Origin of the sequence: Oceanobacillus limi, assembly GCF_900111445.1 — a bacterium.
Lineage (GTDB): Bacteria > Bacillota > Bacilli > Bacillales > Amphibacillaceae > Ornithinibacillus > Ornithinibacillus limi.
This window is the reverse complement of sequence record NZ_FOHE01000001.1, coordinates 38,892-54,254: the sequence shown is the minus strand read 5'-3', so window position 1 is coordinate 54,254 and position 15,363 is coordinate 38,892. Positions and strand designations below refer to the sequence as shown.

At 36.5% G+C, this 15,363-nt stretch carries 14 protein-coding genes; 4 read left to right on the top strand and 10 right to left on the bottom strand.

The features are described 5' to 3' along the window. Positions 1–9 precede the first annotated feature (9 nt). Both BMX40_RS00345 and BMX40_RS00340 read right to left on the bottom strand, forming a co-directional pair. Positions 10–339: a nucleoside triphosphate pyrophosphohydrolase gene (locus BMX40_RS00345; RefSeq protein ID WP_090865646.1), complete on the bottom strand. Its 330-nt coding sequence runs from the start codon at positions 337–339 to the stop codon at positions 10–12. A 32-nt stretch (positions 340–371) separates the two neighbouring features. After that, positions 372–893 (bottom strand): restriction endonuclease, encoded by a 522-nt coding sequence (locus BMX40_RS00340; RefSeq protein ID WP_244513294.1) that lies wholly within the window; start codon positions 891–893, stop codon positions 372–374. 239 nt (positions 894–1,132) lie between these two features. Between BMX40_RS00340 and BMX40_RS00335 the strand changes: the two genes are divergently transcribed. Then, entirely contained in the window at positions 1,133–1,690 is a 558-nt protein-coding gene (locus BMX40_RS00335; RefSeq protein WP_244513293.1) for a restriction endonuclease, read from the top strand. Positions 1,691–1,881: 191 nt separating this feature from the next. Here the strand turns inward: BMX40_RS00335 and BMX40_RS00330 are convergent, their stop codons facing one another. The 6 genes from BMX40_RS00330 to yiaA form a co-directional block, all read right to left on the bottom strand. Then, the gene (locus BMX40_RS00330; protein WP_090865644.1) at positions 1,882–5,151 is read right to left on the bottom strand and encodes a helicase-related protein; all 3,270 of its coding nucleotides are present in this window, start codon (positions 5,149–5,151) and stop codon (positions 1,882–1,884) included. Next, positions 5,148–6,929: a phospholipase D family protein gene (locus tag BMX40_RS00325; RefSeq protein WP_090865642.1), complete on the bottom strand. Its 1,782-nt coding sequence runs from the start codon at positions 6,927–6,929 to the stop codon at positions 5,148–5,150. Before BMX40_RS00325 ends, BMX40_RS00330 begins: the two co-directional genes overlap by 4 nt. Further along, positions 6,922–8,121, bottom strand: a complete 1,200-nt coding sequence (locus BMX40_RS00320; protein ID WP_170840609.1) for a DUF6361 family protein — start codon at positions 8,119–8,121, stop codon at positions 6,922–6,924. Before BMX40_RS00320 ends, BMX40_RS00325 begins: the two co-directional genes overlap by 8 nt. A 337-nt stretch (positions 8,122–8,458) precedes the next feature. After that, complete coding sequence (locus BMX40_RS00315) at positions 8,459–9,133, bottom strand: DUF4352 domain-containing protein (RefSeq protein ID WP_090865640.1); 675 nt, start codon at positions 9,131–9,133, stop codon at positions 8,459–8,461. Between the two features lie 74 nt (positions 9,134–9,207). Continuing rightward, the gene (locus BMX40_RS00310) at positions 9,208–10,218 is read right to left on the bottom strand and encodes a helix-turn-helix transcriptional regulator (RefSeq protein WP_090865637.1); all 1,011 of its coding nucleotides are present in this window, start codon (positions 10,216–10,218) and stop codon (positions 9,208–9,210) included. Between the two features lie 219 nt (positions 10,219–10,437). Beyond that, a complete protein-coding gene (gene yiaA / locus BMX40_RS00305; RefSeq protein ID WP_425287837.1) occupies positions 10,438–10,848 on the bottom strand; it encodes an inner membrane protein YiaA in 411 nt (136 codons plus the stop codon). Positions 10,849–11,429: 581 nt separating this feature from the next. On the opposite strand from yiaA, the gene BMX40_RS20585 reads away from it, so the two are divergent. From BMX40_RS20585 to BMX40_RS20580, 3 genes are all read left to right on the top strand, one after another. Next, the gene (locus tag BMX40_RS20585; RefSeq protein WP_244513292.1) at positions 11,430–11,537 is read left to right on the top strand and encodes a putative holin-like toxin; all 108 of its coding nucleotides are present in this window, start codon (positions 11,430–11,432) and stop codon (positions 11,535–11,537) included. 305 nt (positions 11,538–11,842) lie between these two features. Next, positions 11,843–12,694, top strand: a complete 852-nt coding sequence (locus BMX40_RS00300) for a DegV family protein (protein ID WP_090865633.1) — start codon at positions 11,843–11,845, stop codon at positions 12,692–12,694. Positions 12,695–12,893: 199 nt separating this feature from the next. Further along, complete coding sequence (locus BMX40_RS20580) at positions 12,894–13,001, top strand: putative holin-like toxin (protein ID WP_244513291.1); 108 nt, start codon at positions 12,894–12,896, stop codon at positions 12,999–13,001. A 231-nt stretch (positions 13,002–13,232) separates the two neighbouring features. Here the strand turns inward: BMX40_RS20580 and BMX40_RS00295 are convergent, their stop codons facing one another. Together BMX40_RS00295 and BMX40_RS00285 are read right to left on the bottom strand one after the other, a co-directional pair. Next, positions 13,233–14,168, bottom strand: coding sequence for an NADP-dependent oxidoreductase (locus BMX40_RS00295; RefSeq protein WP_090865631.1), 936 nt, complete (start codon positions 14,166–14,168; stop codon positions 13,233–13,235). Between the two features lie 438 nt (positions 14,169–14,606). Next, positions 14,607–15,038 (bottom strand): VOC family protein, encoded by a 432-nt coding sequence (locus BMX40_RS00285; protein ID WP_244513290.1) that lies wholly within the window; start codon positions 15,036–15,038, stop codon positions 14,607–14,609. Between the last annotated feature and the right edge of the window lie 325 nt (positions 15,039–15,363).

The window sequence follows — 15,363 nt, the reverse complement described above, 5'->3', positions numbered from 1 at the left end:
CCTTAATGTTCACTCGTCGTCTTGCACCTCAATTAGATATATTCTATCATGATAAGCACCACGTTTTTCTACTTTGTCCTTACGAATGCTTTCAATCTGTTCAAAGGAAGCACCATGTGAATAAGCAAGTGCATGGATCAACTCCAATATATCAGCTAGTTCTTCTAAACGATCGTGGTCTGTTTCTGCATCCACGTATTCCGTTACCTCTTCCTGCAGTTTTTCTTTTAGCGCAGTTTCGTATTCGTGTTCGTTTAAGGTTTTTGTTTTGAATTGTTTCCCTGATTTTTCTATGATTTGTGGGATTAAGTCTCGGACGAGTTTTTTGTATACTGGCATGTAATTCCTCCTCTGATAGGATATTTCTTACATTATTGTTTATTCATCTTTAACATCCAACTCAATAATTGATCCCTGTTAATTAACTCAACTGAATTCGAACCAGCTAACTCTTTTGCTGGATTTGTAAAATAACTATTGGTAATAACCCAACACTTATCTGCACTAAAGTGACTTCTAGCAGAAACCACTTCTTGAACTGCCTTAATTCCAACGTTATTTTTATACCTCTTTGCTTGTACTACTATTTTTTCACCTTTAGAAGTAAGAATTAGATCAGCACCATAATCCCCTGTTGTAGGCGTTAACTTCACATGATATCCTCTTGATTTGAACAACACCTGGAGATATTCTTCAAAATTTTTTCCGGTCATTTTGTCAACTTCCAAAATTCCAGATTTTTTAAGTCGATACTGCTTAATCATATTTACAATTAATGCAAGTAAAACCGAGCCTCCAAAGAACACTACCAAAAAAATTGTTAATAAAGGTTCTGCTGTTAAAATTGACCATATTGTATCTATCCACATCTTGCTACTATCTAAAAAACTCATCATACTCCCCCTAAACATTCTTTATAATTTTCATCTACTATTCTAATTGAAAGATTCTAGTATCAGATACAGTTCTTAGCTTTTACTTAAGCCATCGTACAGTTTTCCTAATTTTAACATACTAATGTCAGATTCTTTCATATTTATTACAATCTTGTATACATGGTTCCAAACAAAATTACATTTTTTGGATTATGAACCTCATAATATGGTAATTAATTGAATAAGGAGGTTATTGCATGATTTATATAGAAATTGCTATTTCAATTTACTTACTGGGTTCTTATATGCACTTTATAATAAACAAACGAAAGAATCAGTATAAAACAGCATTATTGTCTGGACATATAGATTCTAGTGAAGAATTGAAAAGAACATTGGCAATGGGTTTATATTTAAGGTTTAGAGAGGAAAAGGATGAATATTACCCAAATATTGGTGAAAACTCCACCTTTATAAAGGACGACCCTTATTTATTTGAAGACTTCGTTGCAGATGTTTTCAAAACTTCAAAAGGTGGTGATACTTGGGTTTCGCCTCGGTCTGGAGATTTCGGAGTAGACTTTGAACATAATACGGAGAATGGGACATTTTTAGGCCAAGTTAAGTGTAAAAAAAATGATATGGATTACGAACCAATCGCCATTCTTCACTCAAATATTATCAAAAATGGGGCAGCAGGAGGTTATGTTATTACCACAAGTTCTTATACAAAAGCAGCACGAGAATATGCAGATGGATTAGATATAGAATTAATAGATGGAATTAAATTAGTAGATTTATGGTTAGAGGATTAGAAGATGTTGAGAAAGAGATTAAGAAGATAATTCCTGAGTATAACTGATTAATGTTTTTTAATAGACAAGTGGCTGTTTAGCACTTGTCTATTAGAATACACTGTTACTTTCACTATACAATGCCTTCTATCAGGCAACTTCAGTATCACTTTGTTTCGGAATTACCTCTCTTCTTTGAAAATATCTCTATCCTATCCCTCTCTATAAAACGGGCTTAAATTCATAAACATTTCCTTCAATTGAGTCTCATCAACATCATTTTGAAACAAGTATTCCAATAATTCTTCTTGCTTTGCTTGTCCTAAACTTATTCGGTAAAGTTGAAGTATTTTCATTAAACGATTAAATTTATACCCGTCCTTGCTAAAAGGATAAATCGGCACAATCCGTTCTATATGAATACCGTTATTATCTGTTAACGACCAATACGGGACGAGTTCAGATGTATTTTCATCCCGTTCTGTTTTATTAGCGGCTTTAAACATCTCATCCCAAATAGTGGTGTTAAACGTAATATCACCATATTTACTTGCTATATTTTGACGGATCGCAAAGGATTTATATCGATTAATCCTTCCTTCTCGTTGCTCGAGATCTATAGGATTAGAAGGTAAATTCCAGTGCATGATTCGTCGACAATAGTAATGGAAATCGAGGCCTTCTTGTCCTATTGAAGTTGATGCTAATACAAATGGGCGAAATGGTGAATTAAAGGATTTTCTAACATTTTGTTTTCTATCGTGTGCTCGATCTTCGTTTCTTTTATCAGAAAAGCCAACTGCATAATTCGTTCGCATTCTGAACCCATCTGTACCTACTTTAGCATTTCCTTTCGTTATTCTTTTCTTAAAGTTAGCATAGGTGTCAACTTGTAAGGGAGCACTCCTAAATTCTAACGACTCACACATCGCATGTAGTAATTCCTTGTTACGTTCATTCGAAGGCTTATAACTTAATCCACCTTCCTCAAGGAGCATATGGGCATATTCATCAATCATTGCTTGAAAATTCCCATCCACACAGTATTTAAGTACATTCTTCCAATGTGTAGGATTATTATCTGCGTTCTTCTTTGTATATTGTAAGTCAACAATTGCAATCGCTTCTTGCGTATTAAATCTATCTACCATTGCTTTAGCAAATTGTATAATTTTTGAAAAGGATTCTACAGTCATTTCTGTTAACATTCGAACGGCACAGATTGCTGGAGAACCAATTGCCATGTTTGTTAGTACGTCCACTAGATCATCTGGTCGTTTTCCTAACCGTGGTTTTTTATCTGATAAGAAGATTTTCCTTAATTCCTTAAAATGCATTGTCAATCCTTGGTTATCACCATCTCTATTGGTATTATCAGAATCATAAACCAAAAAATTCTCATCCATGAGCCATTCGTGAACGATTGGCTCATTCAAATCCAATAACAGTGGAGCTAAAAAATACCATCTATCGTCGGTTCTTGAAGTCTCCTCTTCTGGTATATCGTCTAGTAACTCTTCTATTTTCTCCTTTATTTCCCCTCTAATTTGGTCAAGTGTTATGTTTCGATTAAGAACACTTATCGGATTAAATAATTTAGCCAGAGTTACCGAAGGATACAATAGCGTTAAATGGTTCATATTTGATGGAGCATTATCCTTCATTACAAACCGTAGTCGTGGTTGTGGAAACCGCCTTTCTGCTGAATATAAATAGTTCCTTTTGCTTTTTCGTTTTTTCTTCCGAGGTATGTTCTGTATCATTTCACCGACTGTCAACCGTTCCGCTTCATACGACAATAGTGTTGAAATTGATCTTGGTACCATTTCCCAAGCTGAAAAAACTAATACTTTTGAGAAATTACTTTTCCCTACATAACTTCCTCCGAAATTATAGTAGGGACGTGAAGGTGGAACCCACAACAATCTTTCCGCTCCATCAGGTAAAGCGATCTCCCTTAACTTGGAAAGTCTTGCATTCATCGTCGGAAGCGGTTTATAACGATCAATCGTCTTTCGATCTACCCAAAGCCCTTCCTTATTAGAAAAGGATATTTTATCGGAGTTTTGCCTGAAATACTGAGTTATTTTTTGTTTTAATTTATATTTTTCCATATAAGACATTAAGAAAGGAGCCGATTTAACATATTCAACCGGGAGCTTATCATTTAGTTCTGCTTCTTGAAGAAGTTGATCCATATTTATATAGGATAATACGTCTGCTTCCGTCACCTCTAAATTCTCAACTTTTCCCTTAATTAGCTCACTTGCCCCATCTGCTAGAAACCTTTCTGTTCGCGCGATTCCTTTATATAAGTGATTCTCAGCCTCTTGTTTTTTGGCCATTAATGCGACAAAATCCTGATGTTTGAACTCACTTAAAGCATGAGAATAATCCTTCCACACGGTTTCAAATAATTCTTGCTGTAACGGGTTTTTCTCAAATAGAAAATTAGTTACCTGAAAAAACTCTTGATAATGATCATCATTTCCAGACTCCTGAATTTCCTCTAGTGTGGAGTAGATTTTATACGGTGTTGCAGATAGAAGGAGAATTTTTACATTTTCTTCTGTAGACTTACTTGAATTAAAAAATTTTTTTGCAAGTATAGCGGATTCACTATCTCCTTCTGTATTGACCAGTTCTGGAAAGCGCTGAAACTCATCCATAATTACTAGGTCTGGTTCCATCATTTTTACACTAATCTCGGCCATGATTTTACGCAAAGATAATATGACGGCTCTTGCCCCTTTAACCCTTTCTTTAGGGGGATTTTCCAGGTCAATACGCTTACACACTTCTTTTAATTCACTTAATAATAATGGAGTTTTTTCAAAGGCTTGATCCATTTTTCTAAGCATCGCCGAAATATATTCACCGTTACTTTTTCTATCAACCGCTAATACCTTGCTTTCATAATGATCCTTTACTGTATTCCAACTTGTTGTTGCCTTATCCATCAATAACCAATCTAATTCAGCAATGTGATCTTGAAATAAAGAAATTCTTTTTAACAATACAAAAATTAGTGCTCGCTCACTTGCACTTCCACAACCTGATGTCATTTCGAATGATGTCATCGGAGTTAGAGGGATTAATTGTATATATTTCTCTTTTAGCTCCTGATCCACCTCATCTTCAAAAATCCGAAGATGCTGCATCGACAGACGGTTATTCGATGCTTTTTCTACTTGTACATTTTGGTCAATCATTAGCTTCTTCAAATTTTGACTAGCGATTCCCTGGTTTGAACAAACATATACAACCTTAAACAAAGGATCTTTTAGTTCTTCTTTATGGTAACGAGCTGTCTTTGCAACAACCCCTTTTGCGATTAGCGTTTTTCCAAGTCCTACTTCATCAGCTACTAATACACGACTCTGATTATGAGTAAATAAATGATGTATTCTTTCCACAGTTGCTCTTTGAAAATCCTTGAGTCCCGAAAGAATTTCTTCTTCCTTTTCAACCAAATTTATCATCTGTTCCACCTTTTCTGATTCGCTCTTTTAAATGTTTGATATAATTCATCAAAATCATTTGGAATGATCTCCTCATCATTTATAACATCAATGATATAATCTACATCAGTGAACTTATCTGGAGAACGAGAAACAGCCTTTAACATATGTTCATAGAGTACAGGAAAATCCAGTCCAGTCATGTCCCAAGCCGAGTTCCCAAGTTTATTTTTCTCAAATTGTTCTAGTGCTGCTAAAAGGAAATCATCTGCAAGTAAAAATGCGACATACTTGAGAAAAGTAGTTGTATTGCTAATTATACTTTTATAAATTTCACTGTCTCGCTCTACAGGGATTCCTTCCGTATCGATCTTTATAATCCTCTCAACATATTCCCCGTCTTTTTCCGCTTTCACACGATAAAATTCGCTTAATTCTAGCATACTAAGTTTAGAAAACACTGTTTGCTTCGTTAGTATTTTTTCGGATACGGCACTTAGCAGTGGTCTAATGGAAAAGTTAATATCTTCAGGAAGATCACTATATTCAATTACGAGATCATAACTCCCTTGTTTTTCTGTGACCATTGCTTTGGAGTACTGTCTATATAACTGTTTTATGCCCCTTTGTAACGCTTCTTTTAAATCTACTTCTTTATCTTCCTCAAAATCAGGAAGTATCTCAATTTTTTCAAATGGGTTCTCTTCGTCCTCTTCGCCAAATATATCCTTTAAGAGATGCTCCATTCGAAATCCATATTTCTTATATTTTAATTTAAGGAGAAATTCGACATTTCCATGGAACGCATTCTTGGAGCAATTAGCAGAACCTATGAAAAAATGATGCTGGTTATCTTTACTTCTTGCATACAGTTTTGCATGGATGTCTTGAAGCTGCGCCATCTCCCTGTCTTCTTCGACTTCTTCACTTATAGCCCCCTCTCCTTCTATAACCATTTCTCGTAGAACATAGATATCGATTAAATTTACTATATCTTTTGAAAGTTTATGTAATTCTGTTCTTCTCGTAATCAACACAGGCTTTTCTTTTGATAGAGACTTCTCCTTCAATTCATTGACGGTACTTTCACTTAAAAATGGCGACATCACAATTAACTGATGAAATGTCTCAAAAAGTCCAGTATCTTTTTTTCCATACCCCTTAATCCCAAGTGGTATAAACTCATAATCAACGTAATTACTTGCTGGTTCAAAGTGAACAAATGGTAATTCTGAAATTAAACTTCTCATTTTCATATCTTTGTTTGGATCAATATCATAAGCTTGTAAAAACGTTAGAAAGTCAATAAGTGGTTGAGATTTAGGATTTCTTGTGTCTTTCAGTTCTCCTTCCAAAGAGAGGGCAATGTCCCAACTACGATCAAAGGTTAAATTTCGAGTTAAAACAAGTAATCGGTACAACGGTTTTCCTTCATTGTTTATATATTTAACAAACCAAATCTTTGGATGGAAAGAATAGTCATTATCCATAACGATTTCATGAATACTACCTTCCATTAACGCAAAGACATTGTTCTGATTTTGTGGAACCTTAATTTGACCAGCCTCACAGAAGACTAGAAATTTATCGGTTGCCCTACGAATACCCTCTAACATATAAATGGGGTCATCCTGGACGGCATGATTCATCTCTTCCGATAAACTAAATGCTAACGGAACACCAATTAATGCTTCTAAATCAAGCGAATACGTTGTTCCAACCGCAAATTCAACTTCGTAATCTACTGGTGGCTTTAACATGTCACTATAATTCAATCTGTCTTTATCAGGTTTAAGCACGGTCATCCCCCAGTCCATCAAAAATATCTTTCATAATCGCTTGTGCGTCTTTGAAACGATATCCTAACAATTTAGAACCTATCCACCCTTCGTCATATGAATAGGCTTTTGAGTTATTTAATTTGGCTCGATCCTTTGATTTCAATTCTATTTCTCTCTTTATAATTAGCTGATCGATAACTTCTTCATTTTCATTTATCACTGCTTGCTGCCAATCTCGTAAAAAGTTTTTTAAGCGAACATTACCAATACCAAGTAATTTCGTCACTGCTAAATAGGAAAAACTTGAAAAAGCTTCTTTAACAAAGGAACTGTTTTTCCATTTTTCCCATTCCTCAAGAGCTACTTCATTTTCATAATGAGATAGGATGACATTATATCGGATATTTGCACCAGAGATAAATTTACTAAAGTCTTTAGCCAGTTTGTACACTTCCCTGATATGATCTGGAAGTTCAACTACATCCCCAATCATTTCAAAGCTTTCAATTTGCCCCACCTTTTGTGGATACTGTTGGAGCAAATAGGCAAATAGGGAATGTTCCGTTTTAGAAGATAACGTAATGCGCTTTTTAAGGAACTCAGCTTCCTCTTTGGTTAGATGAATGGTTAAATTTCCTTTCCAATTTTTCTCTGGCAAAAGACAATGCCAAAAGGTACCAACATGCTCATTAGCTACTTCTGAATCATCAACTTCTTCGTCACCAAGTGTTTTCAGAGACTGTTTATTCTTTTTTAAATTAATCACCGATTTAGCATAGTTATCCAATGAAAGTTTTTCATACTTAAATATCTCGAATTTTCTAAGGCCATTCCAATAGATGCTAGACGGTTTTCTCTTTAATTTATTTCCTGATCTACCCCCGATAATTCCGTCAAGATCATCACCCTGTTTTAAAATTTCTATGAGATTGATTTCTTCTTGCGATAGCTTATACATAAATGTACTATGATTTGAAATTGATTCCTTTTCTAATTCCATGAGTAAATAAGGTACAATAAAAAAATACTTCGCCCTAGTTTGTAAAGTTGAAGTACCCGGGAAAAACATATCTGAAAAACCATCTCTAATTTGACCAATTCCCAACTCATCAACTGCCCCTTTTTGCGTTAACAAATCAAGAACAGTCATAACTTTATTTCTATGCTCACTCGAATAATCTATCCACCCCAAACGAAGAGGACTCACCATCCACATTCCCTCCTTTAGGAAGCAAGGGGACGGTTCTTTTGCTTCCTTTTGCTTCTATGTATTCAAATTTCCAATGTCACGTACTCCTAAGTTACACCTGTCATAAATGCTTTATATAGTTTTTTTCTGAGCTCACATTTCTATACAGAGCACCATCGTTTTATAAAAAGATTAGATAATTCATTCCTATTATATCAGCATACTAGTATTCTGAAGATTGTCATAAAAAGTGTCAATATATTGCTTCGTAAATTGATCCAAACAATCTTTTCATCAGCTTTTTAATTTTATTTATATCTAAATAGACGAAGGTGCGCATTCAAACGCACTCTCCCTCCTAAACCTCCAATTCAATCTGCAGCTCTTCCCCAACCGATTCATAATTATCATCATGTGCGCCATCCATGATTACTTTAATTGACTCAATTTCTTCTGCGGGTGTGTCGAGTTGGAAAATGACTTCTCCTTCTTTATTCGTGGTTCCGAAGAATTCTCCGCCAATACTGTCGGATAACCATAGGTCCGCTTCTACCTGATCACCAGCATTTGTTGTTAAGGTAGATTGGTCCGGATAGATGGAAATTGTATCCTCGGATGTATTTTCTGCTTTCATTCCGACGGTTACAATTGTGACTTTTTCTTTGTTGTCAAAGAAATCACCATAGGATTCACTTGGCTCTAACTCAGCTGTTTGTACGCCTGTAATTGTAATTTCCATTGGTCCACTTGTGAAGACTTCCTCCATGTCCGCATTTTTCTTAACAATGCTTAACTTGCCAACTTCATCTTCTAAAACATCCCCTGCTTCAGCAGAGCCTTCCGTATCATTTTCTTCTTCCGCTTCTGCTTCGGAATCTGTATCCTGATCCGCTTCACCATCGTTATTTTCTTCTACTTCATTTCCTGTATTATCGGCTGTATTGGTTTCTTCTGCCCCATTGTCATCCTCACTACAAGCCACCAATACTCCTGCTAAAATCACCGCAACGAATACCATCATTAATTTTTTCATGTAACTTTCCCCTTTCATGTTTGCTTTCCATGAAAGTATAGTACGACGAAAAAGAAGAACCTGAACAAAATTTGTTAAGGTCCTTCTTCGCCGTGATATAGCTCATACAATTTTTTACTTGCTTCCTTGATTTGATCCCGTAGTTCTGGTGGGTCAATGACCTCAGCATCACTTCCCCAATTCAACATCCATCCCACGAGGCCGTCACTAATGATTGCCTTGGTACGCAAAATAAACCGATCTTCTCCATCCTTTTCAATGGAGACATCTTTTCCAAATCGATCAATGATGACATTGATTAACCCATTTTTAAAGCGAACCTTTAAATCCTTTTCTACTCCAGTAAACATTTGGAATACACGCTTCACATAGGCGGAGATATCAAAATGCTCTTCCAACCTAAAGGTCTGATCGGTAAGCTCAACATCTAGCATGCGATCGACACGTAGATGAAGCAAATTTTGCATATCCTCGAACTTGCCAATTAAGTAATAGTAATCATTATTCCAAACCAAAGCATACGGTTCGAGCTCCCTTGGCTCGCCATCATTACTAAGAACAAATTCTTTATCGATGTTATATCGGCCATAGTTGAACCGAATAACCCGTTTCTCGTGAATAGCATGGTGCAATGTGAACACCGTGTACTTCACGCGCTTTGCTTCATGAATCGCGTATTCCTCAATATGAATCTGGTTTTCTAGATGACTAGCTAACGATTTACTCGTGAGTTGCTTTATTTTTCCGAGCAGGTTTTCCTTATCCTTTTTGGTGATAAAGCGCGCCGATGAGATGGCATCCATTAACAACCGCAGCTCCTGTATCTCAAACAGACGATCCTGATAGCTATAATATTTTGGCAAACCATCCTTCTCATTATGGACCATGAGTTCGATATAACTAGAATCCTCTAGCTCCTTCAAATCCCGCTTAATCGCACTCTCATGAATTTCGACCTTATCCTCCAGCTCTTCATGCAGCAAATCCAAAATTTCACGAGCCGTCAGCTCATGATCCTCATCCGTATACTTATGCAACACATCAATCAAACCCAAAATCCGCTCCGACTTCCTCAAATCCCCCACCAAACCACTCCTCTCCCAAAAGGAAGCGTGGGGACGGTTCTCGCGCTTCCTTCCAGCTTCCTCCGAATTTTAACCCATTAGAATTTCATTCGACAAGTGCCAGGCACTTGTCGAAACGCTACTTCTCAAAAAGAGCAGTAGAACCGGACCGTACTATATCCTAACAAAAATAAAAAATGATCAATAGATGATCATTTTTATGATAATAACAACTCACGTTTATTCTTTCTCCCGCGCTCGATGCGAATCTCTAATATTTTTCTGAACGGTGATTGCGGCAAATATGCTAAGAACATATGCCATAGCATAGAAACCCTTCTCACTTAATGTAATACTTCCAGCGTTATACAAGCCAACTGCCATTAGAATGAGAACAATGATTATCGCAACCCAACTAACGCCATAATAGATGTTTGTAACAGGGATTCCTTCTTCTTTATCCCTAACTGTTTTTTGTAAGGAAATAGCAGCATATAACCCAAAGACTAAAAGTGCGAAGTAATAACCTTTTTCATTTAACTCCATCGTTGCATTATATAAACCGATCAAATATGCTACAACACCGATTAATAACGCGGACCAAGATGCCCCTTTAAAAGCAGAAGTTGGCTTCCCCTCCACCCTCTTCATTTCAGGTTTGGGATTCTCATGTTCATCTTTTTCAAAAATAACTTCCTTTGGTTCAGACATTACATTACCCCCTTTAAAAAATTTCTTCCTTTATTAGAAAAATTCACACATTTTAACAATCCCATCATACCACAAAAAATGATGCGTAGGGACGGTTCTTTTGTAACAATCGATACGAAAGGGATTTTTTCTATATAACAAAAGATATCAAACTCAACCTTCTAAACGTATTCCCTATGCTAAAAACCAAGGGATTATTGACTACATACAAGAATAAACCCTTCTAATGAAGAGGATTTTCTTGGGAACGGTTTAATCTATCTCTATACTCGATCAGTGTTTCTTGGATATTAAGAGTAGAAGGAATTGGACCGAAGAAAGCTGAGGAATTTGGTGAAGATATTTTGAAGTTAGTTAAACAAGACACATAAGCCTAGAGATCCTATTTTCCAAGTGTTCAACCGAACAGAAACGTTTGTTCTATTTTTATACTATTTTATTTACTATTATGATAAAATAATACGAACAACTACATAGTATAGTGGGCGGTTGGCCACTTCCTGTGAAGGGAGGTGGTACGGATGACGACTTACGAGGCATTAAGTTTACTAGTTCAATTCAGTATTTCTATGACAGCAGGAATAACACTTATTGTAACTATCGTCGTCTTTCTAAACAAAAAGAAGTAACCGCCCTCTGACCAGTGCGATTACTTCTTTTTGACTCAAACAACAAACGGTCAACCGCTCTTTATGCGGCTGTAGTTGTAGGTACTGGGTAGTTGGAGCTACTCGGTACTTTTTCTTAGTATTAGTATAATTTTTATTAGATATACTGTCAATTACCATTAACAGATCATACCCCTTCCGATTTTGCTTTTTCGATTAGTTAAGACAATTGTGATAATATAGTTATTATGAAGCAGGTACCCATTTATGGGCTCTGTTAGCTCACACTTATAATAAACTGATGCACGAACAATTGGAGGAGTACGATGAAAAAAATCATTTTAACAACAGAGAGTGGAGCAGATTTACCAGAGGATTTAGCTGTAAAGCATGATGTTCAAGTTGTACCAATGCATATCATTATGGATGAAAAAGATTATGAGGATGGTTCATTACCTGTACAAGAAATTTATGACTACTATGACCGCACAAAAAAGATTCCCTCTACAACGTCAACAAATTCACATGAGTATCAAGAATTCTTCACAAAGATCAACAAAGATTTTCCCAATTGCACAATTATTCATATTGGCTACACTTCTAAAGCCTCTTCATCTTTTCAACATGCAGTGCTTGCATCAGAGGAATTTGAAAATCTATTCCTCATTGACGCGTTGAATGTGACCGGCGGATTAACGGCTATCGTGATGTATGCTGTTAGTCTCCTAGAACAAGAACCAACGATCGAACCTGCTCGATTGGTAGAAATAATAAAAGCCATCGTTCCTAAGTCAAAACTTGCTTTTGTACCTGGTAGCTTAGAATTTTTAAGGGCTGGTGGCCGTGTAAGTAATGTTGCTTATCTTGGTGGGGCTTTGTTAAAAATAAAACCTCGAATTGAATTAATTGATGGACATCTTGTTTCCAATAAGAAATACCGCGGGAAAATGAGTGTTGTTTCAGAAAAACTTATGCGCGACTATTTTAATCAATACAATATTGATCGGGATCAACTTTATTTAATCTACTCGATTGGTCTTGACGATGGGATTAAACAACGGGCAGAAGAAATTGCAAGGGAACATGGTTTCCAAAAAATCCAGTGGATGCAAGCAGGTGCCATGATCTCAACCCATTCAGGCCCTGGAGGATTTGGGATTGCGGGGCTTGAAGTTTAGGGACAGGAAGTTTAGGGACAGGACCCTTGTCCCTATATAGCGTTAAATCCTTTCAAGAGAAGTCATAATAAGAAAGAACACATCGACGAACGAATGTTCCTTTTTTACACAAATCTATTAACTAATATGGTAAACTAATAATAACAACTACATAGTATAGTGGGCGGTTGGCCACTTCCTGTGAAGGGAGGTGGTTTGGATGACGACTTACGAGGCATTAAGTTTACTAGTTCAATTTAGCATCTCATTGACAGCAGGAATAACACTTATTGTAACTATCGTCGTTTTCCTATACAAAAAGAAGTAACCGCCCCCAGACCATGGTAGTGGTTACCTCTTTTGTACAAACAAACATATGGTCAACCGCTCTTTATGCGGCTGTAGTTGTAGGTACTGGGTAGTTCGAGCTACTCGGTACCTTTTTCTTAGTATTAGTATAATTTTTATTAGATATACTGTCAAATGAAGCGAGGGGACGGTTCTCGCGCTTCCAAAAGCTAGAAGGAAGCAAAAGAACCGTCCCCTCGCTTCCTCCCAATTACTTAACTTTTATGACGATCTTCCCTTTGGCGTGGTGTGTTTCGCTTAATTCGTGTGCTTTTTGCAGTTCTTCTGCTGAAAAGCTGAATTCATGTCCGACTTGTGGTTTCAGGATTCCTTTCTCCAATAAGTCGCCGATTTCACTTAGCTGTTTACCGTTTGGGGTTAACCAATAGGAGCTCGCTGTTACTTGATGCTTTTCTGCTAATGCTGAATCAGGTTGTCCGGCGATCGTTACTAACCTGCCCCCAGGCTTTACTATTTGGAAGCTTTTATTTAAGATCTCTCCACCCATTGTGTCTATTACCACATCATAATTACTCAGTTCTTCCTCAAATTGTTGTGTGCGGTAATTAATGAATTCATCCGCGCCTAGCTCTTTTACATATGCTTCATTTTTTTCACTCGCTGTTGTCGCGACATAGGCACCCAAATGTTTTGCCATTTGAATCGCCAAACTTCCTACACCACCAGCACCAGCATGGATAAGTACTTTATCACCTTGTTTGACTTTTGTATGATCCACTAGGCACTGCCACGCGGTTAACCCTGCTAATGGGATTGATGCTGCTTCCTCAAAGGTCAGATTACTCGGCTTCTTCGCCAACAATTCCTCATCCACCGTCGTAAATTCCGCATACGTACCTTTATTGGTAGTATCCGGTCGCGCAAAAACTTCATCCCCGACCTGAAAGTCCTTCACTTCACTACCTACTTCAACGATCTTACCAGCAACATCCCAACCTAGGATAATTGGGAAAGTCCAATCAAGCATCTGCTTCAAATAACCCGCACGAAGCTTCCAATCAATCGGATTAACAGAAGTCGCATATACCTCAACAAGTACTTGGTTCTCTTTTATTTCTGGTTTCGGAAGCTCCTGCTCCACTAACACATTTTTACTACCATATTCATTGATAACAACTGCACGCATTCATCGCACCCCTTTTACGAAATATAGTTGCCAGCTCTAGTATTCGTTTCTTCCTAAGAAGTCATACCTTCTAGATAGAGCCTGATAATAATCAATAAGATTTTTCCATGCATGTATCCATTTGATACAAAATCTATCTTAAATTCTATTTGCATGAAATCAAAATAAATTGCTTAGAGGGTGTAAATTGTAGATCATAGAACTTCTCTTTGATAGGGGGCATCAAAAAATGATTTATAACGTTACGTACATTACACATAGAAAAACGGTTCCTACAAAGATACGAACCGTTAATTATTTGCCTTACTTGGTATTCTGCTGCCATAAGCCCTTTATTCCAATTTGAGGGGTCGTGTACAACAATTCCTATTCCAACCATACTGACTCTCCTCAAAACAATAAAAACTATTCCGCTTACATGCAATAGCCCTAATACACTTATTTTGGGATATATGAACCACTTGAAGTATTAATTTCTCCTATTTCAATTCTATTTCCATCAGGGTCATTTAAAACCGCAATAGTCCCCCAATCAAACTTTAAACTTTTATGTATAAAGACAACACCGTTTTCCTCTAACTTTTCCACTTCAGTGGTTAACGAGTCTACATCAAATCGTAGAACAGTGGGATTTTGCTCTCTCTGTTTTTCATGCACTGAACCAATTCCACCTTGTTCTACCATTAAATACCCATTTGGTAAATCGAAAGCTACTAATGTTTCTTTAATATTCCTAACAGGTAATTGTAAACTATCTCTGTAAAAACGGATACATTTTTCGTATTCTTCAACAAATAATATCAATCCAAACTCTCTAAAATTCATACAACCACTCCAAACTTCACTTGAATTTTTATTTAGTTTATTCAATATATTCCTTCTTCCACTACCCTACTCCGTTTGATCAATAAGAAAAACATGATCCCTTCTTGAGGTAATGCCCCCGTTACCTTAAGTATAATATTTTACATACGGATCAGCATAATATTTTATTTTTCATTCTATCTAATAAGTAATACCAAAGAATAATATCCGAATTTCTAATATCAGACTAAAGAATGGAGATATTGCTTTACAAATCAATTATTACCTAAATGAATTATTCGTTGGATAGAATAACTCTTTTTCTGCATTTCTTACAATTGATTTTCCCCTCTCAAATTTAGGGAAACGCATAATTTAATTTGACGTATTC